Source organism: Bradyrhizobium sp. MI1.3, from assembly GCF_055811695.1.
In genome coordinates this window covers 1-24,382 of record NZ_JBVVPQ010000092.1, presented here as the reverse complement: position 1 = coordinate 24,382, position 24,382 = coordinate 1, and the positions used below count along the sequence as shown (strand labels likewise).

Below are 24,382 nucleotides of genomic sequence, written 5' to 3'. Positions count from 1 at the left end.
ACGACCTATCGCCCCCGTCAGTCCTGTTGCATCGACGTCAGCAAGACACTGAGAGTCGGTGCAGACTGTCAAGATAAAGCAACCAACTCCTCAAAGGCATACTTCTTGGTACCAAAGCTGCCCGACAAGTCGCGGTTGAGGCGTGACGGATGGCCGCTGGCATGCGACTTATGCCGATATCGGCATAACGTGCATAATGCCGCGATCCAGATTATGCCGCATCTGCTCGGCTGGGCCCGGTTGGCGGCATGATCCCGCCAATCCCATTCGGCATAATCTTCGTCGCTCCAACAACAAGGAGCACGAAGATCATGTCTCAATATTTGCAGACCTGCATCGAGCCGCATCTTGGCTCGTTCGCAGCGAGTTTTGCGGCGGAGAATTACAGCGCCGGCACGGTCAAGAGCTACCTATCGATCCTACGAAAGGTGGGTCACGCGATGGATGTCCAGGGCATCGGTCCTTCAGCGTTGACGCTCGATATGGCCGAGCATCTGGGACGCAAGGTGCCGCGTAAGAAAACCGGCACGATATGGCCGTATAGGTTGGTCCGCCGGTTCGCGCAGCATCTCCTCGATATCGGCGTGACGCATCCAGTGCCGTTGAGCGAGGCGCAGCAAGCGCGTGCGGCCCTACTGGCGGACTTCGAGACCTATTTGGTCAAGCATCGCGGCCTTAGCCCGCGGACGATCTATCACACGCTGCGGTTCGCCAACCGGTTCCTCGATCATCGCTTTGGCGATGCGATGGTTGATCCGGGGCGGTTGCGGCCCGCCGACGTGATCAGCTTCCTTGAGCACGTAATGGCAAGTGCGCGGCGCGACAAGACGGTAGCGACGCATGTTCGTATCTTCCTGCAATATCTGTTCGGCAGTGGCGCGACAGCGACCAATCTAGCTCTGAGTCTGCCTAGAACGGCGAAACGCTGGGGAGCACGACTGCCGCGCCATCTGGTGCCCGAGGGCGTTGAGGCGGTGCTCGCCTGCGTGCGCCACAACCCGCGGCACGGGGCTCGGGACTATGCGATGCTGCTCATCATGGCCCGGCTTGGCTTGCGTGCTGCCGAGGTCATCGCGATCCGGTTGGACGACGTCGACTGGCGCGCGGGCGAACTCTTGGTTCGTGGCAAGGGCAAACTCCACGATCGCGTGCCGATCAGCTCGGAGGTTGGCGATGCGCTGAGCCGCTATCTGCGCGAGGAGCGCGGCCCCACGTCCTGCCGCATGATGTTCGTTACCCATCGCGCGCCACACCGTCCGTTCAATGACAGCCAAATCGTCAACGCCGTCCTAAAGGATGCCCTGAAGGCGACCGGCCAGAAACCGGTGACGCCCTATGTGGGATCGCACCTGCTGCGTCATAGCCTTGCGGTCCAGTTGGTGAACTCGGGTGCATCGCTCGACGAGGTGGGCGACCTGCTGCGGCATCGCTCACGCACATCGACCATGATATATGCCCGTCTCGACATAGATGGGATGCGATCGATAGCAATGCCCTGGCCCGTAGTGGGAGGCGCGCAATGAGCCTCACCTCCCAACTCGATCGCTATCTGGCCGTGCGGCGCAGCCTCGGCTACGACCTGAGCACCAGCGAGCGCATCCTCCGCCGCTTCACGCGGTTTGCCGACCGCGAGCATGCGACGCATATCGACACGGCGCTGTTCCTGCGCTGGCATGCTACGCTCGACGAGGCCAACGGCAGGACGCGAGCGGCGCGGCTTACCGTCGTGCGCCTCTTCGCGCAGTGGCTAAGTAGCTTCGATCTGGCGCATGAAGCCCCGCCCCGGGGATTGTTGCCGAATACCGTGATGCGCTCCCGACCGTATATCTACAGCGACGCGGAAGTCGCTTCGATCATCGCGGCCGCAATAGCACTTCCGTCGATTTGCGGATTGCGCGGGCTGACCTGCTCGACGCTGTTCGCACTCATCGCGATCACGGGCCTGCGCGTCAGCGAGGCGCTCGCGCTCGATGGAGACGACCTCGATGCCGATAATGGTGCGTTACGCGTCCGACAAGGTAAGAACGGTAAGGAGCGACTGCTGCCGCTCGACCCCAGCGCCGTCGAGCGACTGCTAGACTATCGCGTCAAACGCGACCGGTTGATCGGTCATCCGGCGAAGCCGATGTTCATAACTGACAAGGCGACTCGGCTCACCGACTGTGGGGCCCGCTACAACTTTGCGCAAGCATGCCAGCAGATCGGATTGCGATCCGAGCAGCAGTACCAGCGGCACGGCCGGGGACCGCGCATCCACGACCTGCGCCACACCTTCGCCGTGCGTACGATGATCAACTGGTACCGGACTGGCAAGGACCCGGCGCGCGAGATGATCCGGCTGACGACCTATCTGGGTCATAGCAACCCTTCTGGAACATATTGGTATCTGGAGGCGGTCCCGGAGCTGCTCGATCTAGCGATGGGCCGCGCCACCGCGAGCGGCGGGGAGATGGCACAATGAGCACCATCGCCTTACCTGCGCTGATCCAGCGCTTCTTCACCGAGCGGCTTTGCACGCAACTGGAGGCGAGCCGACATACGGTCGCTGGCTATCGCGATACGTTCCGGCTACTGCTCAGGTACGCGAGCACTCGCCGCAACAAGCCGCCAGTCAACCTGACGGTCGAAGATATCGACGCCGATCTGGTCGCGGACTTCCTCGCCCATACCGAGACCACGCGGGGCAATAGCGCCCGCAGCCGCAACACCCGGCTCGCGGCGATCCGATCGTTCTTCCGCTTCGTCGCGATGACCGATCCGACCTGGCTACTACACTGCCAGCGTATCCTGGCCATGCCCAACAAGCGCTATGTGAAGCGTGCAGTTACGTTCCTCGATGCCGAAGAGATGGCGGCGTTGCTGGCGGCTCCGGATCGCACCACATGGGCGGGCCGGCGCGATCATGCTCTGCTGTTGCTCGCAATCCAGACAGGCCTGCGAGCTTCCGAACTGGTCGGCCTTACCCGGGGCGATGTCGCGCTTGGAACCGGCGCTCACATCCGTTGCATGGGCAAGGGCCGCAAGGAGCGCGCCACCCCACTTCGCCGCGAGACAGCCAAGCTGCTGGCGACGTGGATCGGCAACGACAAAGACCAGAGCAAGCCGCTGTTCCCGTCGATCCGGGGCGAACGGCTGAGCCGTGACGCTCTTGAGCATCTGGTCCGCAAGCACTGCCTCACGGCGTCGCGCGCGTGCCCGAGCATCGGCACCAAGCGGGTCACACCGCATACGCTGCGCCACAGCACGGCGATGGACCTGCTCCATCATGGCGTCGATCCTGCGGTGATCGCGCTCTGGCTTGGTCACGAGAACGTCGAGACCACCCAGATCTACATCCACGCCGATATGCGGATGAAGGAAAAGGCGCTCGCTCTCGTCGCCGCACCATCCGCGCCGCCGGGTCGGTTCCGGCCGGACGACAAACTGCTCGCGTTCCTTGAAGGGCTCTGATTATGCCGAACAGCCGCATGGCCAACACCGGGATATCCAGCCTCCAACAGAGGCCATGCGGCATAATCTGGATCACGGCATTATGTGCCAGCTCGTGCAGGGCCGTTCGATGCCAATTGATCGGTTCGAAATAGGCTTGCGGTGGGGGCACCTGCACATAATCTTCCGCCGGCGCATAGAAGGCGCGGTTGCCGCTGATCCGGAAGTCGATGCCGGTCGCCTTGATCAGAGCATCGACCGTCGGCTCGATCATGCTGGGCGGCGGTGGTGGCGCAGCGGTTACGATGTCCGAAGCCAGCCCGTCGCATTGATCGAGATTGAAAACGGTGAAGCGCTTCAAAAATGGTACAGCTTGTGCCTCTTTGCCGGTCTCGTGTGCGCGGCGCTTTTCGTCGACCGGCACAAAGCGGTCGGCATAGACGACTGTCGTGCCGCGCTCGCCCTTGCGGACATAGCCACCGAGCGACAGCGCTTGGCGGAAGGTAAGCCAGCTCTGCCCAGTAAAACCGTGTTCGGTCGCGGCACCCCATAAAATTAAGATGTTTATGCCGCTGTATTGGCGGCCGGACGCGGCGCTCTTCGGCAAGGCCAGTGGCCCCTTCGCCGCCGCGGTGCCCCAAGGCTGCACCCACGGCACTCGGCCAGCCTCCAGTTCGACGATGATCTTGTAGGTGATTTCGTCATAAAGGTTTGCCCGGTCCTCACCGGTGCGCGCCCGAGGATGATGTCTGGACATCGCGGATCTCCGCGACGGGCGCCGCGAGCCTCTCTCGCAGCCTGTAACCCGTCTCGGCAAACCCGCGCGACACTCTGACTCTCGCCTCTACCTGAGAGAATGCGAAATCTGCGACGCAGCCCGCCTTCCATCGGGTGTTCATGGAATTCCGTTGAGCTACCTAGGGCCGCAGGCCCGACCAGGCGTGCGCCAGGGGCGCATCGCCTCAAGGAAAATGGCACCCGGAGAGCGTGAGCATAGCGACCCAAAGGGGCACGCGGGTCCGAGTGCAGCGACGAGACCGGTTAAGAGGGCACCCGGGAACGGGGCAGTGATAGCGATCGCCGCAGGCGAGCCCCTTTTCCGAGTGCCCCCGGCGAGGAGCTCCGTATCCCTTTGCGCGAGGGATTAAAGCCGGATGGCTGAGACGCAACGCGGCTCGGTTCACGAAAGCCCGATGCGGCGGAGCCGCACGCGCGCGAGCGGAAGAACTCCCCCAAAGCTTGAGTCGGAGAACCTAGATTTCCTCGCGCGCATGCGTCTGCGCGTCATAGATCCTGATCCGAAGCATGGGAAAACGCCTCTTCAGTTCTTCGCCACCTGCCCTGGCGCCGTCTCTGGTTGTAAATTCGGTCTTGAGCCGGCCGTCGACTTCAAGCGCGTAACCAGATGCCGGCAATTCGCGGGTGGCTGCAATCATTTCATTCCCGTTGTGCAGTGTGTGATTGGGAATGATGGGTAGCCTGAGGCGCCCAAACCGCGCGAGACTCGATTGCCAAAGGCGGTGATTGGCTATCACACTTGTGGATTGATTGGATGGGGCTGGCCGCTTTCGCCCAAGGCCCGATGCCTTCCACGATGTCGTGATTGAGAAACGTCTTGTCACGTCTCTCCAGAGTCTTGTCCATCGCTCGCTTTAGTTCCGCTCGGTTGAGCTGCACATGTGCGAATTTAAGGGCAAAGAAGCCGTCACTATTGGCTTGTCCTTGCAGATCATCGCGCATCCAGGTCCAGGCGCGCGCGTCCGCCGAGCGCAGAAACAGGACCCAAGAGGCATAAGCCTCTACCGCATCCTGAGCTGCGATATAGGTCTGCCACCAATGATGGGCGCAGGCTTCACGCCAGCGCAGCCGCGCGGCCTTAGCGCGCAGACCGGCACTATCCGTGCGCATCTCGCCTTCGGGCCAGGCGTTCGGGACAGGTAGCGCATAACCGATGCCTAGCCCGTCCAGGAGGGCACCACGTCGCTGCCGCCAAGTCAGCGACGAGGCACGATCCGCAGCCGCAAGATCGGCGATCCAGGCAGCCTTGCCATTGTACGCCGCCGCCAAGGCGACATCGAAGAGATCTTGATCCGAGTGGCAGAATGGTAGGCTAACAAGTTCATCCCGAAGCGCGGCGACGGGCGCCGAATCGGGAACGCGAAACACGATATGCAGCAACTCGTCTACACCGGCCGGACCAATGTAGCGTGTTGTCACGGTCCTGTGCAGTGCGCGCCACAGCGCGGCACCGCGCGTGGGCTCTTGAATGAGCAGCGCCTCACACAGCGCAAGGAACGCAGTCTCCGCAAGGCGCACGCGTCTACGGAAATCCGTACTGATGTCGTGCGAGCCTTCCAGCCAGCGATCGATCATGTTGGATGCATGCTGGATCACAGGAACCAGATCGACGGCATCAACATTGGTGAGATAGAGGCTCGCTCCTGATTGCCTTGCTTCCTCGATGCGGGCTGTTGCGGTCTCTACCGCACGTTGGTGAGCCTTGATGCGCGCATCGGCATCGAGCGCAGCGCGGATCGCTGCAGGGCTATTTCGGTCTTGGGGATCTGGTCTCAGCTGCACGGAAACGAAGAACGGTGTGAATCTCTTCTCCGTCCGGTCGACCGTGAGTGTCGAGCCCGGGTCCGGTTCCGCGATTTTGTTGGCAGCAAGCACGTGACCGAAGATCTCGGCGGCAAGCCGCACCTCAGTGGGATCGGCGCCACGCACACGCGCCGCTTCCAGCAGGCGCCACGGCGCAAGCCGGGGCCCCAACTGGTCAAAGGGCAGAGCCGATTCGGCTCTGATAAGTGCGCCGGTGCCATAGTGGTTGACCCAGACATCGGCCGACGGGCTCCAGCCCCAGGCCTTTGCGGCAAGATAGTGCCCAAACCGAGCGGCATCGGCCAGTGTCAGCATGCGAAACAGCACACCGTCCAGCTCATGATCGGGCTGGTCGATCAAACTTATCAGCCACGACCAGGCTGTGTCGCTAAAGCCCCCCGGGTGAACCGACAAGAGCACGACGAGATCACGCCGCTGCTTGGCAGGCGCCGCGCCGTACCGCGCAATCAGGGCGTCAATGTCCGCAGAGGACGCATTTCGCATGACCTCGGCAAAATCGGCAGGAATGAATTTGAGATCGGCCGCAATAAGCCTATCGAACTGAGTTGTGCATCACCAAGGGACTGCAGTTCGATCTTGAGCAGCTCGCTTGCCGAGATCGCATCATTATTCTCGTCCGCTTCGTGCGCGCTCAGGCGCAAAACCTGTGCTGCCTGCGCCTCCGCCGTTCCTGCCAGGATGAGAGCCTCGGTGGCGTGAATGGCGCTCCAATAGCGTGACTCGGGCGGACAGGACGCGAAGCTGTCCATTTTGCGCCGTAGCAAGGCGGCGAGAGCGTCCGGAGCGCATCGTGCGAGTGCCGGTTGGAGTTGTTCGAAGAACAATTCTTCCGGAATGTGTCCCATCTGCCGGTGGAGCTTCGCCACATCGAAGGCGGCCGCGGCGGAACGCAACTCCTCGACGAAGCCGGGTGGCGGCTGAAAGGTTGGATCAAGCCACAGCTCGCCGGTGCGCTGCAAACGGGTATGGAGAGGCCGCCCCTTGTCCTCAAGCGCAACGTGCGCGTGCCGGCGTTCAAGGGCAAAGAAACTCCGGCTCGGGTTTGGCAGTAGTCATTCTCATAGGTGTAGTGCCGGTCGATGCCCGGGTCGAGGCCAGCGGCGCATTCCTCGTCGGCTTCCTGTCCGCTGAGCCAGAGCACGAGCGCCGCGGCCCGTGCAGGAAGCTGCGGGTGAATGCCGGATTCGGGCGTGCGCGAGCGGATATCCCCGGACAGACCGCGCAGGGCAACAGCTGTGGGTTCGGGATCGAGCTCATTCAAGTAGCAAAGCCATTTCAGGCCCTGCCAGCCATCCGCGTGTCCGCGGACGGCCGAAGCAACCGCGATGGCTTCGAAACACGGCATGATCTTCGATAGAGGGAACCCCTCGAGAATCGAAGGCGCCGCGGCCTGCAGCCTGCCATCGTCGCGGCCGACGAGACGAAGCGTAACGCCCAGCACCGTCAATGCTCCGGACGTATCGATCCCGACACGGCCGCGGTAACGCTCCGCACGACGCCGCTCGAAGTCGGCGTTCGCGTCCGGCCTGTTGTCGACTTCGCGGGACACGATCGAAAACCAGGCACGGACCCGCGCAACGATCGCGGTCAATTGTGCGCCTTCAATCCGCGGGATGGCGCGAAGCGCATTGACCGCCCACATCCGAGCGGATGCGTGCGCGTGCGCGCCCGACTGTTCCACGGCGTCGAGAAGGGCGTCTGGAATGCTCGGTGCCAGGCTCGCAAGCTCGCGGCGGTGGTTATCGGTCACGTTCTGGGTTTGCAGCCACGCCGTGACAAGAACGCCTCCGATAGGCGTTGTGAACGGGCCTCCCCGTTCGACAAGGATAGATACAGCCGCCCGCAGAATTTCCGCGCGCTGATCAAGGCCGGCAATCGGGTCGAGCCATTGCGTGACCTCGGCTTCGGCCGCCGCAAAGGTCGCACCATCCATCGCATCGAGTTGTGCAAGCAGCGCGGCCCCGAGCGCGTGAGCTACGACCGTCGGACTGAGCTGCATTGCGCCCGAGGGTCCGGGCAGTGCAAAGCGTCCGTCAATGATGTCGCTCAGCCGGGCATACACCTCCCGCTCGGAGAGATCGGGCCGGCTTGCCGTTTCGCCAAGGCTCTTGAGCGAGAATTCCTGGATACCGCCGCGGTAGCGTCCCGCGACTTCAGCAAGCCATGCACGCCACTCATTTTCGCTGAAGGATTTGCCGGCCCGGTCACCGAAGGTGTCCCGCCCATATTCCCACAACAGCCGATGGACCGTGCCCTGACCCGCCTCCACGAGCCGATCGCGAAAGCGGATGACAAGCCTGAACAAGCGCGGCGTGCACGCAAGTTCGATGAGTTCGGGATGCAAATCTGCCCAAGTGAGGTTCTCGAAAGCGAGCATCTGGTCGAGCTCGCCGCCTGAAGTGGCATCATAGACGTCGACGGCGACGGGGACTGCCGCGACAACAAGCCCGCGAAGTCCCGAGAGCTTGTCGTCAAAATGATATCGGCGCGTGCTGATGATCACACGCACCCGCCCCTCGAAGGCCACGCCCTGGATGGCCTTGAGGAGCGTTAGCCGAGGAACCGAGGGCTCCTGATTGAGGCCATCGAACAGCACGGTGAGAACGGGCCCCTCCTCCCTCGGCCGCTTGAGCAGGTAGGCAAGCCGACGCAACCAATGCTCGGGATCGCGTGTGCCGGTAAGCTCACAGAGCCGCTCGGCCAAAAAACGCCTGATGGGATCCCGGTCAGACCGGCGAGCGCGGAAGAGGGAACGGTGAGGATAATCGGCTGTTCGCGCATCCGGTCAGTCAGCCAATCGAGCGCGGCCCAGGTCTTCCCGACACCGTGCCACCCGACGATCGCCGCCGGCGCGTCGTTAACGGCAGCACCCCTCCACCAGGCATCCAGCGCAGCATGAACCCGTTGGCGCCGCACCCTCTTGGACTGAGCCCCTCCCGCCGCATCCTGCCCCAGTTCGGCATTCGAAAGGCGATGCGAGGTCCAGATGCCCTGCAGTTTGCGGTGCGATTCGGATCGCAGGCTTTCGAAGCCAAGGCACCAAACCTGCAGATTGCGCCGCAGGTTGGCGATTGCCTCGCCCATGGCAGGTTGTAAGCTGCGTGCATGATTGCCAGCGTCTTGCGAGAACTCGGCTTGCACGAGATCGGGGCCAAATGCGCACAAGGCAGCGAGCGGCGCAGGCTCATGTTCCTTCCAGCCGATGACGACAACGGGAATGCCGAGCCGTTCGCCCTTTTGCACCAGGTCCTGGGCGAGCTGCTCGGGAACGCTGCGCGTGGCAATCAGGACCCATGCTTCCAGCGCCTCGTCGCGTGCCAGCGCATGGTCGATTTCGCCGAGGAGTTCGCGATCGCTCAGGCTGGTGTCGTCGCCATATTTCTTGCACTCCAGGCGGAACCGGCGATCCTGCTGGCCGACCGCACCCGCGTCGCCACCGTGTTGAAAACCTGACTTGGCCACCGCAATCGAAATGCCCAGCAGCCGGCCCACAAGTCCGGCCGCGAGATTTTCCAGCTTGTGGGCGTTCCTCTCGGCCTGAAGCGCAGATTTCAATTGGCTCTGACGGGAAAGCTCTTCGGGGGTGAGAGGCATGAGTGATCGGTTGCAACGAATGGGACTTGCGAGACGGGTACTTGGAATCCTGCCCAGGGCGCGATTAAATTCTTAGAGCCTGGGCAGAGCCTAAGCCCCGTCGAAGGCAGTTTGTGTTGGCTTCGAGGATACGCTATCTCTAACTCTCCTCGACGGCGATGCCATGAGAAGTCGCGCCAGGTTGATTTTACGGCCGGCTCAAGCCGCCCTGCCCAGCCTCACATCCTTTGACCAAGAGACCGGTAGTAACGGTATTGGCTCGAGCCTGCCGGATGCTCGAACTGAAAGCAACCCGCGAAATTCTCGATCGCTTGCATGACCCCTTTCAGGGCCGGGGCCGTGAACGCATGGGTCTGCCCCGTCGCCCAATGCGAGAGGTAATTGCTCACGATGGTTGCCACCGAGGTGCCGAGGCCGGCGAGTTGGGCAGGCTCCAGGACCAGGCGGCCAGCCGCTTCGTGGAGATCGACGGCTGCCCTGATGGCGTCTATCAGGTTTTTCGCCATGTGCTTGTCGTCGTTGAAGGCAATGCCGATAGGCACCGGAATGCCGACTTTGGAGATGATCTCCTCGAGCTTGAACTCGAGGTACTGCCTGATACGGGGAGCGGCATCATCGGTGTTGCCGGTATCCAGAAAGGCGTGAGTCGCATCGCGGATCTTATGGATTGCGCCCGACTGTGGCAGCACCGATGTTCGTGCCGTGCCCTGAATGCACTGATGCCACCAGCCGCCCTCGTTGGCATTTGTGTTGAACAGCTTCTCGAGGACAGTGTCGTGGCTGAGAAGGATGACCTGTGGGCCATCGGGGACGCAGGGCCGGGCGAATTGTTCCTTGAACACGTTCATCAGGTGGAACTGGTGTCCGGAATCAAAGCTCGATGTGACGTCATCGAGAATCAGAAACTTGGCGCCCCCACCATAGAGCGAAGCGGCCGCCAAATAGACGCTGATCGCGAAGGCGTTGCGATAGCTTTCGGAGAGAACGGCTTGGGCTGAGACGTCCGGCAGCGTCCAGAACTGAGCAAGCGAGATGGAAAGATCCTCGCTGCCGGCGCGCTTCCTCAGGGCCGGCACTACATCGGTGTACATGATCGCTGCGAAGATATTTCGGCTGACGGGTTCGATCGCAGCGAGCCGACGCGCACTTGCCGCGGATTCGGCGCTTGCGAAGCAGGAGCCGGCTGTGTCAAGGAAGCTCTTGACCCGGGCAATTCGCGCAAGCTCTGCAGTGATGGCGGACTGCTCTCTCCGCGCGGCGCGCAGGTCCGACAAATTGCTCTGAAGACGGCGTGCGGCTTCAGCCCTTTCCACCACAGCCGTGAGCTTGTCGGGAAGGCCCTTCTCCAGGGTAAGTTTCCTGTCGGAAAACTCTTTGACATTGGCGAGCGCGCGCTTCGTGAGCATCTTCAGCCATTCGGCGAGCGCGCGTGCGCGCGCCCCGTCCAGCGCCCCCTTCAGTCCGACGTCCTTTGCATCGGAGAGCTGGGCCGGCTCATCTTCCTGGCGGCCCAACCGTTCCAGCTCGTCAAGCTGATTCCAGCCTTGTTCGGTCCACTCTCGAGCCAGATTGGCAGAAGCAGTCTCCACGGCCTCAAACGCCGCGATTTTGTCGCGAACGTGATCGAGAATCGAACCGCGAGCGGATTGATCACATGTCGGGCAGAGGCACTTGTCATCCCAACTGTCATCCTCAAGGATGGTTTCGCTGAGACCGTAGAGCTGACGAAACAGATCTCCTTGCGTAAGTCTTAAGGCGACGTCGCGAGAATCGGCCAGGTCCACGAGGCGCTTGGCATGCTGTTCGCTTGGCGCGGCTTTCACGGCCTCTGACCACCTCGCCTCGTCGCGCAGGATTTTCGCGAGTTCTGTCCTTGCCTCACCTCCCTCGGCGGCTTTCGCTGCATCGACGCAACTTGAAGGATCGATCTCCTCGAACCTCCGGCCGTCGCAGAGGGGCTTGAGCAGTTCGATGCCACTGAGGGCGGAATGCGCCTTCGCGAGCATCGTTGCCTCGGCTTCGGCCGGATCGTATTCGTCGCCGACGAGCGCCGTGAAGGCCTCCTTGATATTGCCTCGGGCCCGCTGGACGGATACGGCCGCACTATTTTGCTTGGCTTCCTTGCCGGCGACACCGAAGCGATTGTTGAATGCCCTCGTGTTTGTCAGCGAGGCCAACCCTTGCCGCAGCGACGAGTAACGCTTCAGGCCCAGCAGCCCCGCGAACGACCGCCCGCGCTTCTGCGGCGCAAGATCGATAAAGTCCTGAAATGTCTTTCCATCGAGAAGGACGAACTCGCGATTGAGGTCCGCCAGGATCGCATTTCCGTCTGCACCTGCGCTAGCCACAACGGTTCGCCCGCCGGCGGCATCGCGCCGGACGGTCACATCGACCTCGGCGCCGCCGCCGGCAGGCATAAGGGTCAGGGTGATCGTTCCCACACCACCCGCATGGAAGCGGTTCAGATAATAAGACGAGCCCCTTTCGGCCGCGGGCAGATCATCGAGCTTGGGAATTCGGCCGGTGATCGCGTAGACCACCGCATCAAAGATCGATGTCTTTCCTACCCCGTTGGGCGCGGAGATGGAGTTGACGCAATCCGTCTTGAGTTTGAGGACTAGAGGGGCACCCTCGTTGTTGATGCCGCGAAAGCCTTCGATGGAGACCTTCTGGAGATACCAGCCGCTCATTGTGCAGGGCCTCCCTCAGAGGCGGTCTGCTGGGATTCGATAGGCGAGGTCGCTGCATACAACGCGTCCAGGAGCGCATCGTGATCGAGAGCGATGTCCAGGCTGAGGCTTGACAGTGCCCCCGACAGGACGTCTGCCAGGGGATCATCGATCCGCTTGAGCGCGGCCGAGAGCGCCGAGATGTTTTCATCAACGGTTCTGCTGTCATCGATTTCGAACGCAATTTGAGTATTCGTCACTATGCTCCCCCAAACACATAATCGTCCGTCGTCGTCACTCAATGCGGCAACGCAAATGATCGTCTTGCTACTGCTTTCGTGCACGCACGTGGTACGGATTCGGCCTCACATTCAACACGGCTAACGCGTTATCCACCTCGCAGACAGCGCGCCCCTTGGTACGTTTCGTACAGAACTGATTCTGAGCGACCTCCTCAGCCGTGCGAGTAGGTTTCTTAGCGTCGCCGCGTCGCAATTCTGTCAAATGCGACAGTCGGCCGAGAGCACCGCGCCGCAACCTTTGAACCGGAAGCGGCGAGCCCTTGCTCACGGGACGACGCCCCATTGTGTTCTCCCTTCCGGCCGATGAGCCCGCGGGCCGATGACGTCATGCTCGTCGGGCTAATGGCCCGCCGCTTCCTGCGCCGAGCCCGCAAGATCGCATAGCAAGTACCTCTCCGGGAGAGCCGAGTTACTTTCCAGCCCTGACAATCTCGACTTCGAGCTTGCACGCGCCGGACTTGAGCTCCAGGAAGATAGGCCTGCAGAATCCGCTCGGCGCTTCGAGCGTCATCTGTTCGCCGGTGGATCTGGTTCCCTGGAAAACATATCGTCCCTGTGCCGATTCCAGGGGGCGCTTTGCTGAATTCGCCATCAAGTACCCGTAATTCTTGTCGTAGCAACCGCGGACGCTGGCATTCAGGTCAGGCAATTTTCCAGCACAGGTGAATTGCCAGGCGATCTCATCGCCAGACCGCGGCTGATAGCTCGAGCCGTCGTCCGCCTGTAGCGTGGTTTGGATGGACGTGTCCTCTCCGAACATGACCGAGAAGCGCCCCCCGTTGGGGTCTTGACGCACGACCAGTCTTGCCGATCGCCCCGAGACGATCCGCCTCAGCGAGACGACCAGATGCTCGATAGCCTCGTCGCGGGCAGGCGCCATCACAAGTACAAGCGCGGCCTGCTGGTCGAGCTCAGCCCGCAGGATCCCGGCGAATCTTTGCCGCTCCGCAAGGGAGCTCGGATACCCGGCACGTCCCAGATAATCCGTCCAGACGTCTCCGAGAGTCTTGCCACCGGGAATGTCCGCGCGGTCAAATGCGTTTGGCCCGAAATCCGAGATAACTTTTTCTCGGGCCGCGGACATCGCCGCTGATAGCCGCTGCGCAAGCTCGACCTTGGACGGTTGGGACTGGACCGCAGGATCAGCTGACTGTGCAAAGACGGGGAGCTCAATCGAAAGGAAGATCGCGCCTGCCAAGCCAAGACAGCAGAGAGCGCTCTTTAGCAGAGAGACGCAAAGAATTTTCAAGCAAGCCTCCTAAACATCTTAACTCGGACCACAACCTATGATTTGATGTATTGAAATCGCATCCAATTTGCACTTTGCAAAAGCATACCGCAACCATTACTTGCAAACTCTATGATCGAAGAAATTGGCGCCTTTCTAAATGCCATACCCGCGGCGGCGGCGAACCCTCTCGCCCTTATCGCGTATCTGGCAACGGTCCTCGCCTGGACGCTGATTGCGTGGCGGGTGAAACGCTTCCAGATCCTGATGGACAAGATCGAGAAGCTGAAAGAAGGAGATCGCCTGGAGGCGATACGTATCGAAACTGGCCGCGTCGTGCCGAAGGGAATGACCGCGGAGCAGTATCTCCGCTCGCGTATTCATTTCTTCATATTCGCGGGCTTCCTTGCCCTCTGCGCCACAGCGGTTTTCGTTGCCTCCATGGCTCTCATTCGTGTGTACGAGCAGAAGGTTCGTGCGGACGGGTACATCAACGAAATACTCGGTCAGCCGTCCTCGTCCACACTCGAGGCCCCCTCACCTTACAAGAGCGCGATCAACACACTTGGCAATGGCCGAAGCACGATAGTGGAGGGGCAGGCCGAGATAAGACCCCCGCTCTCGAAGGCAGATCTCGATCGAATCGTTGCCGAGTGGCAGCTCCAGCATCCGTCGCCGGATCAAATCAACGACCGGTTCGCAGAAGTGGCGGGAACGGCGCGGCTGAAACGGGCCAATCAGAAGCTGGGCGAGGTCACAGGCAGGATAGAGGCGATCTATGAGAAGCTCGCCAATTGCTTCCGAGCAGCGGAATGCAGGCCCGGCGATCAATTCCCCAGAATGTGCAATGCAGTCAAAGGCATCCTCGCTACCATCGACCAGATCAATGCGGCCGCTCTTGCGATTTCGGGCGTGAATTTCAACGCCTCCGGGACGATCGCGACACTCGGTGGCGGATCAATGGACATCGATTTTACCAAGCTGGCCGCGCCAAACGTAACCTATCTGGGGACCGTGGTCTGTGATCGACGTTAGCTCGATTGATCGCGCTCTCGATTGGAACAAGGCTCGACAAGGCCTGTAATTTCGTCCTCTTACGAGGGTTGAGGCATCGATGCAAAAAATGGCCGTCATTGGTCTCAGCCTGCTGGCGCTCTTTGGCCGCGCACCGGCGGTCGCCGCAGATTTGTCGACCGCAATTGCGTCGATGACAGAGCCTGTACGAAGCGCCTACACGTTCCTGCATGAGAATCCCGAGCTGGGGAAGAAGGAGTTCAAGGCCCAGGTGTATCTTCTGGATGCGCTGAAGGGATTTGGCTTCACGGAGTTTATCGTCTCGACCGAAGCGCCGACGGCCGTGATCGCAATTCTTGATAGCGGCAGGCCGGGACCAGTTATTGCACTGCGAGCTGAGATGGACGCCCGCCCCCTCGAGCTCAACGCGGTCGAGCCAATGTCTCACACCCCGCGCTCACGGATCGACGGCTTGATGCATAATTGTGGTCACGACATCCACGCATCGATCTTGCTCGGCACCGCTGCCATTCTGATCGCCAACAAGAACCGTATTTCAGGAAAGATCGTCTTCTTGTTTCAACCGGCCGAGGAAACCCCGGGCGGCGCCGATGACATTGTCCACGAGAAGATTCTCGAACGCCTCGGGGTCAAGGCAATCTTCGCCGAACATGTCGCTCCCGGCATGCCGATAGGGACCATCGCCATCGCACCGGGTTTTGCCCTAGCCGGAAGCAACTACTTTCATCTCAAAATCAAGGGGACGGGCTCGCACGCGGCTGCGCCCAATGAAGGCAGCGATACGCCGCTCGTCGCCGCGCGCATGGCGATCGAGCTGTCTGAGTATCCGGCCCGTCACCTTAATATCGCTAACAAGCCTGTCATCATTTCGGTCACACGACTCCTCGCTGATGGCAATGCAGGCAATGTTATCCCCGCGGAGGCCGATGTCAGCGGCACCATCCGCAGCTTCGAGAATATCGCACAGGGCGAGAACGGCGAGCCCTCACTCAAGGACAAGCTCGATCAGCTTGTCTCGCGAATGGCAGCGGAGGCGACTGTAAATTACGACTGGACGATCCGAGCGGGTGCGCCGGCGACGCGAAACGACCCTGCGCTGTTCGAGCAGATCATCCCGCCTCTCGGACGGGCATGGCCCGGGGCGCTGGAGACCCATCCTGGGCGCGGCATGTTCTCGGAAGATTTCTCATATTATACGGACGTCATGTCCGCGCTGTACTTTTCCATCGGCGTCACCAAGGACGGACATGGACTGGCCGGAGTCCATACAAAGGAGTTTGATGCGCACCCCGATGTCTTCGCTCAAGGCCTTCGTCTCATGACGACGTTGGCCGTCATTGGGACCACTGGGAAGATGGATTGGCAATAGCCAAATGACCCGCGCCATCGTCGCTCTCATTGCCCCTTCCCGGGCACCCTCTTAACCGCACAGAGTGGTGGTCGGGACGACCATAGTCGCGGATGTCGCCTTATCGCTCATCGGAACAGGCTGCATCGGCCGGCATACTCATGACGGTGGCCCCTTTTCCGAGTGCCCCCGGCGAGGAGCTCCGCATCCCTTTGCGCGAGGGATTAAAGCCGGATGGCCGAGACGCAACGCGGCTCGGTTCACGAAAGCCCGATGCGGCGAAAGCCGCACGCGCGCAGGCCGAGCAACTCTGCCAAAACTTGAATCAGCGGATCTAGATTTCCTCGCGCGCATTCGTCTGCGCGTCACAGATCCTGATCTGAAGCATGGGAAAACGCTTCTTGAGTTCTTCGCCACCTGCCCTGGCTCCGTCTCTGGTGGCAAATTCGGCTTTGAGCCGGCCGTCGACTTCGAGTGCGTAACCGGAGGCCGGCAAATCACGGGTGGCTGCAACCATTTCATTTCCATTGTGCAGTGAGGCCATTGGGAATGATGGGTAGCGTGAGTCGCCCAAACCGCGCCAGAGCCACCGGCCCCAAGTGCGGTGATAGACCAACGCACGTTGTGGATTGGCTCCTTGCCGGGATCGCCTCAAGGATGGGCGCTTGCATCGTCCGAACAGGCGGACGGCTTTCCACGTGCGCGGATGCATGCACGATAGAGCCACGGCTCCACGTAGCTGCCCTTCCAGAGTCCCTGGCCGATGCGCTCAGCCTCGCGCTGAGCTTCGTGATACCTGCCCTTCGAGTATTGGGGCCAATCCAACGCAAGACCGTTGCGTACAAGCCATTCCCCGAGATCCCTGCCTGCGACCGAGCAGGTCGCAACCGTGCGGCCATACGGGTCGAGGCTGACTGGGACACAATTGATAGGACGGCGGGCAATGAAGGCGTCAAGGTCGTTTGCGGCCTGCGCACCGCAACGATATTGCAAGCTGTCTTCGCCGTGGCACAGCTGGCTGCTCTCCGGTGCATCGATACCCCAAAGCCGGATACGCACGCCATGCAATTCCAGCGTGTCGCCGTCGATAATGCTGGCCTGTCCGACAAAATCATCGGCCAGCGCCACGCTCGACAGAATGGTGAGAATCAATGCGACAGAGGTTCGACGCATTCCAATGACCTTGTAGCTATCGCAAATGTCGCGGACTGGATTTCGGCTAAATTTCGAGCGGCTCAGTGCCGGGGGTTCCCGGGCCGCTCGGGATAGTGAAATTCTCAGCCGCGCAGCCAGCGTCCCTCGAAGCGAGCCCAGAGCACAATCGCATCCATCTGCCAAATGAATTCATCGACCTTCCAGACGCCGTCACTCATCATAACCTTGCCGGTCGCTTCAAATGGCAGACTGTTCCGCGGCCAAAGCGCGTAAGTTTCGTTCCCGGCGCCCCTTGGGACCAGGCAAAAGCGCTACAGCGCCCGTACCAGACGAGGCGCTGTAAGTCGTCATGCGCCATGAGGACAAGGAAAGACAGGATTGCCGCCTGGTTTTGCACTGGACGGCGGAACACGGGGACAAGCACCCGCCCGGACGGCTTGGAATCCCTGCTCTGTGTTAGCAGCCGGAACGAGTCGAGGGCTGCAAGGACTCGTGCCTCGCGGAGGAGCGGTCTTGATGCTGATGTCCAAGGAGAGACGGACGGCGATCCGCACAATACAGGGGTGGGCGATAGCCGTTCTGCAGGAGGCAGGAGCGATCCGCCAGTGTGAGTACCACGGCTGGATGCAGGACCGCGCAGATCCCCACGCCAGTGAGCGGGCATTCGAAATCGTCTGCCTGGATCCGCCAGCGGGTCTTTCGGCCCACGTGGCGGCCGGCGCAGTGACCGAGGTCCTGGACTCGATCGGCGATACCTGCCCCGAATATCCGACCCAGGTCTAGGCACGCTGAACGAGCGGCGCCGGCAAAGGTGACTAGCTCGCGAGACGCTTCTCGACTCGCTTCCGGCTGTTTCCGACCTTTTGATTGCCTTCTTGACCGCTGACGCCGACCCGTCCTGTCTTCTTGGACTCGTACCCACCTCATACTTTTGGCCGCCGGCCACACGGGCCCGGTCCTGCTTGCGCCCGCGCGCTGAAGTTTGCGGGAACGGCCGAGCCGATCGGAATGCGCAGTTCGCACGGCGCGGGCCTGCAATGAACCTATAGATCGCGACAGAAGTGGTCGTGGTTGAGCTCTTGAACCTCAGCGACTCGTGATATGGGTAATCATGCAGTTTCAACGCTACATGGCCACGGACGTGTTCGCGCGCGAGCTCGATTCCCTTCACGCTTTTCGTGGCCGGAAAGTCGGGTCAGGCTTGCTTGAATACCTTGAACAGCAGGGACTGCTCTCTCCGCGGATACGCATCCGCTATCCCGGCCCGATAGCGCGCCGATTTTGGCTGCTGGCGCACGAACATTGGGGCCCGCGCCAGTTGCGCCATCCAACCGAGCCGGACGGGCCTCGCTGGGAGGCCGCCGTCGAGCTGAACGAGGTGCTTTATCGTTGGCGAAGTAGCTTGGCTTATGGCCCGTCCGATAATCCGCTCGACGATCCAGCACCGCGCTTTTCCGAATTCATCCAACACCCGTCAGCTACGACGTTTGAAGCCTGGCTGGATATCCTTGGCTCCGCCCGGGAATTGAGGGTGCAAACCGGCTGCCTCGTTTCGAGGTAACCGGCCTCAACGCTTCGGCGGGGATCTCCTCGTTCGTCGAAGCCTTACCCGTCGGAAATTCACTTCCGGAAATGAGAGATGGGTTTGCGACCCGGTCGGACCTCGATCATCCCTGGTTGATTCAATTGCTCCCATTCCTCGCGGTTGCACGCTGCTATTGTAGCACCCTCGAATCAAACGACTCCTTCGGACCAGGCCAGTTGCTCAGCCATGTCACCAACAACCACTGCCTCCTCCACCCCATCATCCATCAAGCGCTCGTTTCGAGACCTGTCGGATATCGAGGTCGCGGATATCGAAAGAGCATCAAGTCTCTCGCGCATGGGCTGGAGCGGTGGTTTTGGTTGGGACGAGCTGTTGCGCTCGCAACGCGTGGTCATGGTTTCCGAAGCTGGCGCGGGAAAGACTTACGAGTGCCAAACACAGCAGGCCAGGCTCTGGAAGGCTGGCGAACCAGCATTCTTTCTGGAACTCGCGACGCTGGCCGGCAGTTCAGTCCGCGATATGCTGACCTATGACGAGGAGCAGCGCTTCGAGGCGTGGCTACGCTCCCAATCCGAGATTGCGACCTTCTTCCTGGATTCATACGACGAACTTAAGCTGACGCTTGGGAGCTTTGAGCAAGCGCTGAAACGTCTCAACAAGGCGCTGGCGGGGCAGCTCGGACGCGCGAGAATAATCGTCACAACGCGGCCGGTTCCGATCGACCGCGAGCTTTTTGCCGAACATTTGCCGATACCAACTGCGAGAAAGGCGACGTCTACAGCCGAAGCGTTCGCCGACATCGTGATGGACCGGCACCAACAAAAGATCAAGGATGAAACCAGGCCAAAGCCATGGCGCAATGTCAGTCTGATGCCGCTATCGACGGAGCAGATGCGCGAGTTTGCCGTTCTCCAGGGCGTGACCGATCCCGAGAAATTGTTGGCCGACATCCGGGAGCGCGATGCGGAACATTCGCGGAACGTCCCCAAGACTTGATCGAGTTGTGCTCGGATTGGCGCGAACATCATCGCATTCGTTCCCATCGAGAACAGGTTGAGAGCAACATCGCCACCAAGCTGAAGCCGAGGACGGCCCCGAAGGAGAGAGTGGAGTTCTCGCAAGAAACGGCAATTGAAGGCTCCAGCCGCCTGGCTCTCGCTGCGTTGCTGACCCGGAAGCTGACCCTGCGCCACTCGGCAGATGCGGACAGCGTCCACGCAAGCGAAGCAGCGCTGGACGTTTCCAAGATCTTGCTGGACTGGAGCGACGCGGCACAATCGGTCCTCTTGGAGCGAGCGTTGTTTGGCTTCGCCAGCTATGGCCGCGTTCGCTTTCACCACCGGTCCGTGCTCGAGTTTCTTGCCGCGAAGCGGCTCGACGCCCTGCTCGCCCGCAGTGTTTCGATCAAATCCATCAAGCGGCTCTTGTTCGTAGAGACGGCGCAAGGGGTACGGACGGTCCGCCCCTCGATGCATCCGGTGGCGGCGTGGCTTTCTCTTTGGCACCACACCATCTTTGATGATATCGTGGAACTTGATCCTGCTGTCGTTTTGGATCACGGCGACCCGCAGTCGCTGAGTGTGGCCCAGCGGATCAGAGCGCTCGAAGCTTATGTCGAGCGCTACGGCCGCGGCGGCTGGCGCGGCCTCAGCACCCCGGAAATCCAAGTTCATCGGTTCGCCTCGCCGGAACTTGCGCCCAGTGTTAGGAGGCTATGGAAATCCGGGATCGGAAATCCGGAAGTGCGAAGCCTTTTGCTCCGGATCGTTATTGCCGGAAAGCTAAAGGCGTGTGCGGACATCGTTTATGCGATTGCGATGGATGCTGCCGGCGATGATTATGAACGCAGCCTCGCAACTGAAGCCTTGGTGCACCTGAGCGACGAGCATCTCGAAGCACTGGCAGAGTCGCTCGAAAACGAGCCTGCTCGATGGCCTGACGCGATGGCCCGCCGTGCGCTGATCACCTTGTTCCCTACCCATCTTTCGGTAAGCCGATTGTCACGAATATTGAAGCGGGTAAAGCAGAATGTCCGTAGCATCGGCGAACTAAATCACCGTCTGCCACACGAGATTGAGATCGCGGGCCTCTCACCAGAGGATCTTGATGAATTGCGCCAAGCGCTGACGGATCTGATCCTTGATGGGATCGCGTGGGCCCCTGATAAATACCCGCATGTACGAACCAAACGCTACGAGCTGTTGCCGGCACTTATAGCAACATGCCGCCGGCAGGAGGCTGAAGGCGTCCGGACGGAAGCGTGGATTTCGTCGAGCCTACTTGCAATTCGGCTCTCAAAGAACGAGCATGGCACCGAGAGAGAGGCTCTAGCCAGATTGCGGCACGCGCTCGGAGAACTTTCTCCGGAAGCGCGAGAGACGGCCTTTTGGAAGGAAGATGCTTTCGTCGCGACGATTCATAAGGTCAAGGACGCCTGGCAACGCATCTTCGACGTGTCCCACCATGGTGGCATCCCGCTCGGCGAAAAGGATGCTGCATGGGTTCGAAAACGCCTCGCCGAGCGTCAGGAGCCGCTCGACCATCGCGAGATGATGCTATGGGCCGAGATGGTCTTGCTCACAAGCAACGCGACCGATCCTCAGACGCTGCTTGAAAGCCTCAAGCCGCTTGTTTCGGACTCGTCCGCCCTCACCACGATCATCGATAATCGCCTGAAGCCGCAGGATGGCTCAGCCGAATACCGCCGGATGGAGGCGGAGCGAGCAAAACAGGCAAAGCAGGCCGAACGTCGGACAGCCAAGGCACATGCAAGCTGGATGATGTTTTGGCGTGAGATCGTGCAAAATCCGGACGCGGTCTTTGCTGCGGATCGCGCCGCCGGTACAGCCTGGGATCTATGGCGGGCGGTCGAGCGCTCAGGTGAAAAAAGCCGGGCTTCAGGATGGAATCGACGCTTCATCCAGGAACAGTTCGGCGCGGCCGTCGCTAACCGACTTCGCGAAACAATGATGGCCGCGTGGCGCAGGGATAGACCGACGCTGCGCAGTGAACGCGCGGAAGAACAAAAGGACTCGTTCTTGGTTCGCTGGCAGTTTGGCCTCGCCGGGATTGCCGCAGAGGCGGAGGATCCAAATTGGGCCAAGCGGCTAACGGAGAGCGAAGCTGAGCTCGCCTGCCGCTACGCGCCGATAGAGCTCAACAGCTTTCCGTCGTGGCTCGAAGCACTTGCGGTCGAGTATCCGCAAACCGTGGATCGCGTCCTTGGTCAGGAACTCAGCGTCTCCCTGCAAGAGGTCACGAGAACGAACGGCTATTCGATGTTCCTGCAGAATATCAACCACGCACCGGCCATCGTAGCCGCCCTCTTTGTTCCGCGTATCCGCACTTGGTTGGCCGAGGTGGCGCAGAGTCAGACTCGCGCCAATGATCCGCAGTATGAGCAAAACCTGCGTCAGGCGATCGAAATCCTAATCAAATCGGGTAGCGATGACGATCGCAGCTTTATAAAGCTGGCCGCACAGCAACGTCTCGCTGTGGGACTCACCCTTCCTTTCGCAAAGGTGTGGTTGCCAGCGCTTCTAAACCTAAATCCGGGCGCAGGCATCGATCTCCTGGAGAAGGGTCTCGCGAATATGCCGGCCGCCAAGCTGGGCTCGGGCGTTCAGTTATTTGCGGACCTTTTCGGCCACGAATACGGCGGTCTTGGTTTCGATCTCCACGGGCCTGGATTTACACCACCGCTTTTGCTTCGCCTTCTCCGGCTCGCCTATGCCCAAGTTCGGATAGGCGACGATACGCAGCACGAAGGGTCGCATTCTCTTGACACGCGGGACCACGCTGAGCGGGGGCGGAGCGCAATCTTAAGCGCGCTGTTCGCTTCAACCGGCCCTGAAGGCTGGGCGGCAAAGATCGAAATGGCCGGCGATCCGTTGTTCGTGCATATCAAGGACCGCACCATGGCGCTCGCGCAGCAAAAAGCGGCGGAGGAAGCGGACAGCGTTGCGCTTACGGAGACGGAATTCTCAATTCTTGACAAGACCGGAGAGGCGCCACCAAAGAACCGAGAAGCGATGTTTGCGCTCATGCAGGACCGTCTCGATGACATTGACGACCTGTTGCTTCAGGACGTGTCGCCTCGCGAGCTATGGGCCAGCATCAGAGACGAGCACGTGATGCGGCGAGCATTAGCTGGCGTCCTTCGGGACGCCGCCAGGCAAAACTACACCATCGATCAGGAGGCGGTGACGGCAGACGAGAAGGAGACCGACATTCGGTTTCGATCGACTGTGTCCGGACAGCAAGGAACGATTGAACTCAAACTCGGAGATGAGCGCTCCGGAACCGACCTGTTCAACACGATCCACGATCAACTCTTGACCAAATACATGGCCGCCGACGAGTGCCGTACAGGATGTCTTCTTGTGACCATCGCAAAGATTCGCGAATGGGAGCATCCCCAGACCGGCAAGCTCATCGGGTTCGAGGAATTAATGTCCTTACTGAACGATGAAGCGCAACGAATATCGAGGGAACTCGGAGGGACAGCCAAGCTCATGGCAAGGGGATTGGACTTGAGACCTCGACTGTCTTCGGAAAAGAGCTCTCGGGCAAAGTGCCGCCTGGACTAGGTTACTTAATGGCCTGTCGTATCAGCCTCACCCGCTTGCCTTGGCACGACTGATGACACCTCCATAAAACTGACCAGCTTTGTATCGATGCCGTGAACGGCGAACTTCGGCTGGAACGGGCCCCGCTTGGTGACATTGTGACGTGCCTGACGGCCGATCGCATGCATGATGAAGTCGGCGACTTCGAGGCCGGGTCCGCCCTCCCGCCTTCGCATGAAATAGCACTCGACCGGCAGCGGCTTCCCATTTTGCACGAGTTCTGGAACGCTGCTCGCGTGCGACGGTCTCCGAGCGTGCCTTCAACAGGTAGATCTGTCGTTAATGGGTTGCAAAACAGACGGCGCTCACCCATTGTGCGATACTGGGCAAGCCCGCTGGGCACTGTGATTCTGATTGCCGCAGCATCACAGCCTAGCGCTGTGAGGATATTCTCTTGGACAATCTTGCTATTCTCAACGCAGAGCTTGCTCATTGCCGTGCAGAACTCGAAGCAATCGGACGAGACGTAACTAGGCTGCTCGCTTGCGCTGCAACGCGAGGCGCCGCGGAAATCTTGCCCGATGACGCGGGCGATCGCTGAAGGCAGCCAACGGCGTATTCATTGAAAACGGCTGCAGTCTGGTTGCGATCGGCCCCGCACTTCAATGCCCTGGGCCAGCGGCAACAAAGCAGCGTTTTAGATTACGCCAACTTGCATTTCCGAATTCCGATAGCTTCTTGAAGCAACTATGATGTTGCGCATTTTACGACACCAGCGGCATTCGTTGGCTAATTGGCAGGAAGAACAAACGGGTGGGCGCGGCGCCCTCGACGGTGCGCCTGGCGCTCCGGCGGTTCGAGGCCGCGGGCTTGAGCTGGCCGTTGC

General features: G+C 60.6%; 19 protein-coding genes and 3 pseudogenes. 9 read left to right on the top strand and 13 right to left on the bottom strand.

The features are described from left to right. Window positions 1–68: 68 nt before the first annotated feature. Window positions 69–164: pseudogene (locus tag AC0L3A_RS36085) on the bottom strand (zincin-like metallopeptidase domain-containing protein); the annotation flags it as partial. Window positions 165–311: 147 nt separating this feature from the next. Between AC0L3A_RS36085 and AC0L3A_RS36080 the strand changes: the two are divergent. From AC0L3A_RS36080 to AC0L3A_RS36070, 3 genes are read left to right on the top strand one after another with little or no spacing between them, the layout of a single operon-like run. After that, window positions 312–1,523, top strand: coding sequence for a tyrosine-type recombinase/integrase (locus tag AC0L3A_RS36080; RefSeq protein WP_473256165.1), 1,212 nt, complete (start codon window positions 312–314; stop codon window positions 1,521–1,523). Further along, window positions 1,520–2,461 (top strand): tyrosine-type recombinase/integrase, encoded by a 942-nt coding sequence (locus tag AC0L3A_RS36075; RefSeq protein WP_473256164.1) that lies wholly within the window; start codon window positions 1,520–1,522, stop codon window positions 2,459–2,461. Before AC0L3A_RS36080 ends, AC0L3A_RS36075 begins: the two co-directional genes overlap by 4 nt. Further along, the gene (locus tag AC0L3A_RS36070) at window positions 2,458–3,450 is read left to right on the top strand and encodes a tyrosine-type recombinase/integrase (RefSeq protein ID WP_247297730.1); all 993 of its coding nucleotides are present in this window, start codon (window positions 2,458–2,460) and stop codon (window positions 3,448–3,450) included. Before AC0L3A_RS36075 ends, AC0L3A_RS36070 begins: the two co-directional genes overlap by 4 nt. Before the next feature lie 82 nt (window positions 3,451–3,532). Here AC0L3A_RS36070 and AC0L3A_RS36065 read toward each other — a convergent pair. From AC0L3A_RS36065 to AC0L3A_RS36030, 8 genes and pseudogenes are all read right to left on the bottom strand, one after another. Next, window positions 3,533–4,186, bottom strand: a pseudogene (locus AC0L3A_RS36065) (ArdC family protein); the annotation flags it as partial. A gap of 496 nt (window positions 4,187–4,682) precedes the next feature. Next, window positions 4,683–4,865: a hypothetical protein gene (locus AC0L3A_RS36060; RefSeq protein ID WP_438746007.1), complete on the bottom strand. Its 183-nt coding sequence runs from the start codon at window positions 4,863–4,865 to the stop codon at window positions 4,683–4,685. 1 nt (window position 4,866) lies between these two features. Further along, window positions 4,867–6,534 carry a hypothetical protein gene (locus AC0L3A_RS36055; protein ID WP_473256163.1) on the bottom strand — a complete coding sequence of 556 codons (1,668 nt, stop codon included), beginning with the start codon at window positions 6,532–6,534 and terminating at the stop codon, window positions 4,867–4,869. 148 nt (window positions 6,535–6,682) lie between these two features. Beyond that, window positions 6,683–8,647: a hypothetical protein gene (locus tag AC0L3A_RS36050; RefSeq protein WP_473256162.1), complete on the bottom strand. Its 1,965-nt coding sequence runs from the start codon at window positions 8,645–8,647 to the stop codon at window positions 6,683–6,685. Further along, a complete protein-coding gene (locus AC0L3A_RS36045; RefSeq protein WP_473256161.1) occupies window positions 8,602–9,645 on the bottom strand; it encodes a hypothetical protein in 1,044 nt (347 codons plus the stop codon). The genes AC0L3A_RS36050 and AC0L3A_RS36045 overlap by 46 nt, the downstream gene beginning before the upstream one ends. Before the next feature lie 218 nt (window positions 9,646–9,863). Next, window positions 9,864–12,335, bottom strand: a complete 2,472-nt coding sequence (locus AC0L3A_RS36040) for an AAA family ATPase (protein ID WP_473256160.1) — start codon at window positions 12,333–12,335, stop codon at window positions 9,864–9,866. Then, on the bottom strand, window positions 12,332–12,574 hold the full coding sequence (locus AC0L3A_RS36035) for a hypothetical protein (RefSeq protein WP_473256159.1): 243 nt from the start codon (window positions 12,572–12,574) through the stop codon (window positions 12,332–12,334). The genes AC0L3A_RS36040 and AC0L3A_RS36035 overlap by 4 nt, the downstream gene beginning before the upstream one ends. A gap of 451 nt (window positions 12,575–13,025) precedes the next feature. Beyond that, window positions 13,026–13,865 carry a hypothetical protein gene (locus AC0L3A_RS36030; protein WP_473256158.1) on the bottom strand — a complete coding sequence of 280 codons (840 nt, stop codon included), beginning with the start codon at window positions 13,863–13,865 and terminating at the stop codon, window positions 13,026–13,028. Window positions 13,866–13,976: 111 nt separating this feature from the next. Between AC0L3A_RS36030 and AC0L3A_RS36025 the strand changes: the two genes are divergently transcribed. Then, on the top strand, window positions 13,977–14,879 hold the full coding sequence (locus AC0L3A_RS36025; protein WP_473256157.1) for a hypothetical protein: 903 nt from the start codon (window positions 13,977–13,979) through the stop codon (window positions 14,877–14,879). Between the two features lie 79 nt (window positions 14,880–14,958). Beyond that, window positions 14,959–16,248, top strand: a complete 1,290-nt coding sequence (locus tag AC0L3A_RS36020) for a M20 metallopeptidase family protein (RefSeq protein ID WP_473256156.1) — start codon at window positions 14,959–14,961, stop codon at window positions 16,246–16,248. 313 nt (window positions 16,249–16,561) lie between these two features. Here AC0L3A_RS36020 and AC0L3A_RS36015 read toward each other — a convergent pair whose 3' ends face one another. Next, entirely contained in the window at window positions 16,562–16,744 is a 183-nt protein-coding gene (locus tag AC0L3A_RS36015; RefSeq protein WP_438745996.1) for a hypothetical protein, read from the bottom strand. Window positions 16,745–16,878: 134 nt separating this feature from the next. Then, complete coding sequence (locus tag AC0L3A_RS36010; RefSeq protein WP_473256155.1) at window positions 16,879–17,400, bottom strand: thermonuclease family protein; 522 nt, start codon at window positions 17,398–17,400, stop codon at window positions 16,879–16,881. Between the two features lie 498 nt (window positions 17,401–17,898). Here AC0L3A_RS36010 and AC0L3A_RS36005 point away from each other — a divergent pair, with 498 nt between their 5' ends. Then, entirely contained in the window at window positions 17,899–18,165 is a 267-nt protein-coding gene (locus AC0L3A_RS36005) for a hypothetical protein (protein WP_473256154.1), read from the top strand. A 32-nt stretch (window positions 18,166–18,197) separates the two neighbouring features. Here AC0L3A_RS36005 and AC0L3A_RS36000 read toward each other — a convergent pair. After that, window positions 18,198–18,421: pseudogene (locus tag AC0L3A_RS36000) on the bottom strand (DUF3606 domain-containing protein). A 72-nt stretch (window positions 18,422–18,493) separates the two neighbouring features. Between AC0L3A_RS36000 and AC0L3A_RS35995 the strand changes: the two are divergent. The 3 genes from AC0L3A_RS35995 to AC0L3A_RS35985 all read left to right on the top strand — a co-directional run bounded on the left by AC0L3A_RS35995 (window position 18,494) and on the right by AC0L3A_RS35985 (window position 23,517). Next, window positions 18,494–18,943, top strand: coding sequence for a hypothetical protein (locus AC0L3A_RS35995; RefSeq protein WP_473256153.1), 450 nt, complete (start codon window positions 18,494–18,496; stop codon window positions 18,941–18,943). Window positions 18,944–19,153: 210 nt separating this feature from the next. Next, window positions 19,154–19,924 (top strand): hypothetical protein, encoded by a 771-nt coding sequence (locus tag AC0L3A_RS35990; protein ID WP_473256152.1) that lies wholly within the window; start codon window positions 19,154–19,156, stop codon window positions 19,922–19,924. Then, window positions 19,921–23,517: an NACHT domain-containing protein gene (locus tag AC0L3A_RS35985; RefSeq protein ID WP_473256151.1), complete on the top strand. Its 3,597-nt coding sequence runs from the start codon at window positions 19,921–19,923 to the stop codon at window positions 23,515–23,517. The genes AC0L3A_RS35990 and AC0L3A_RS35985 overlap by 4 nt, the downstream gene beginning before the upstream one ends. Window positions 23,518–23,522: 5 nt before the next feature. On the opposite strand, the gene AC0L3A_RS35980 is transcribed toward AC0L3A_RS35985, so the two are convergent. Then, complete coding sequence (locus tag AC0L3A_RS35980; protein ID WP_473256150.1) at window positions 23,523–23,732, bottom strand: hypothetical protein; 210 nt, start codon at window positions 23,730–23,732, stop codon at window positions 23,523–23,525. Window positions 23,733–24,382 lie beyond the last annotated feature (650 nt).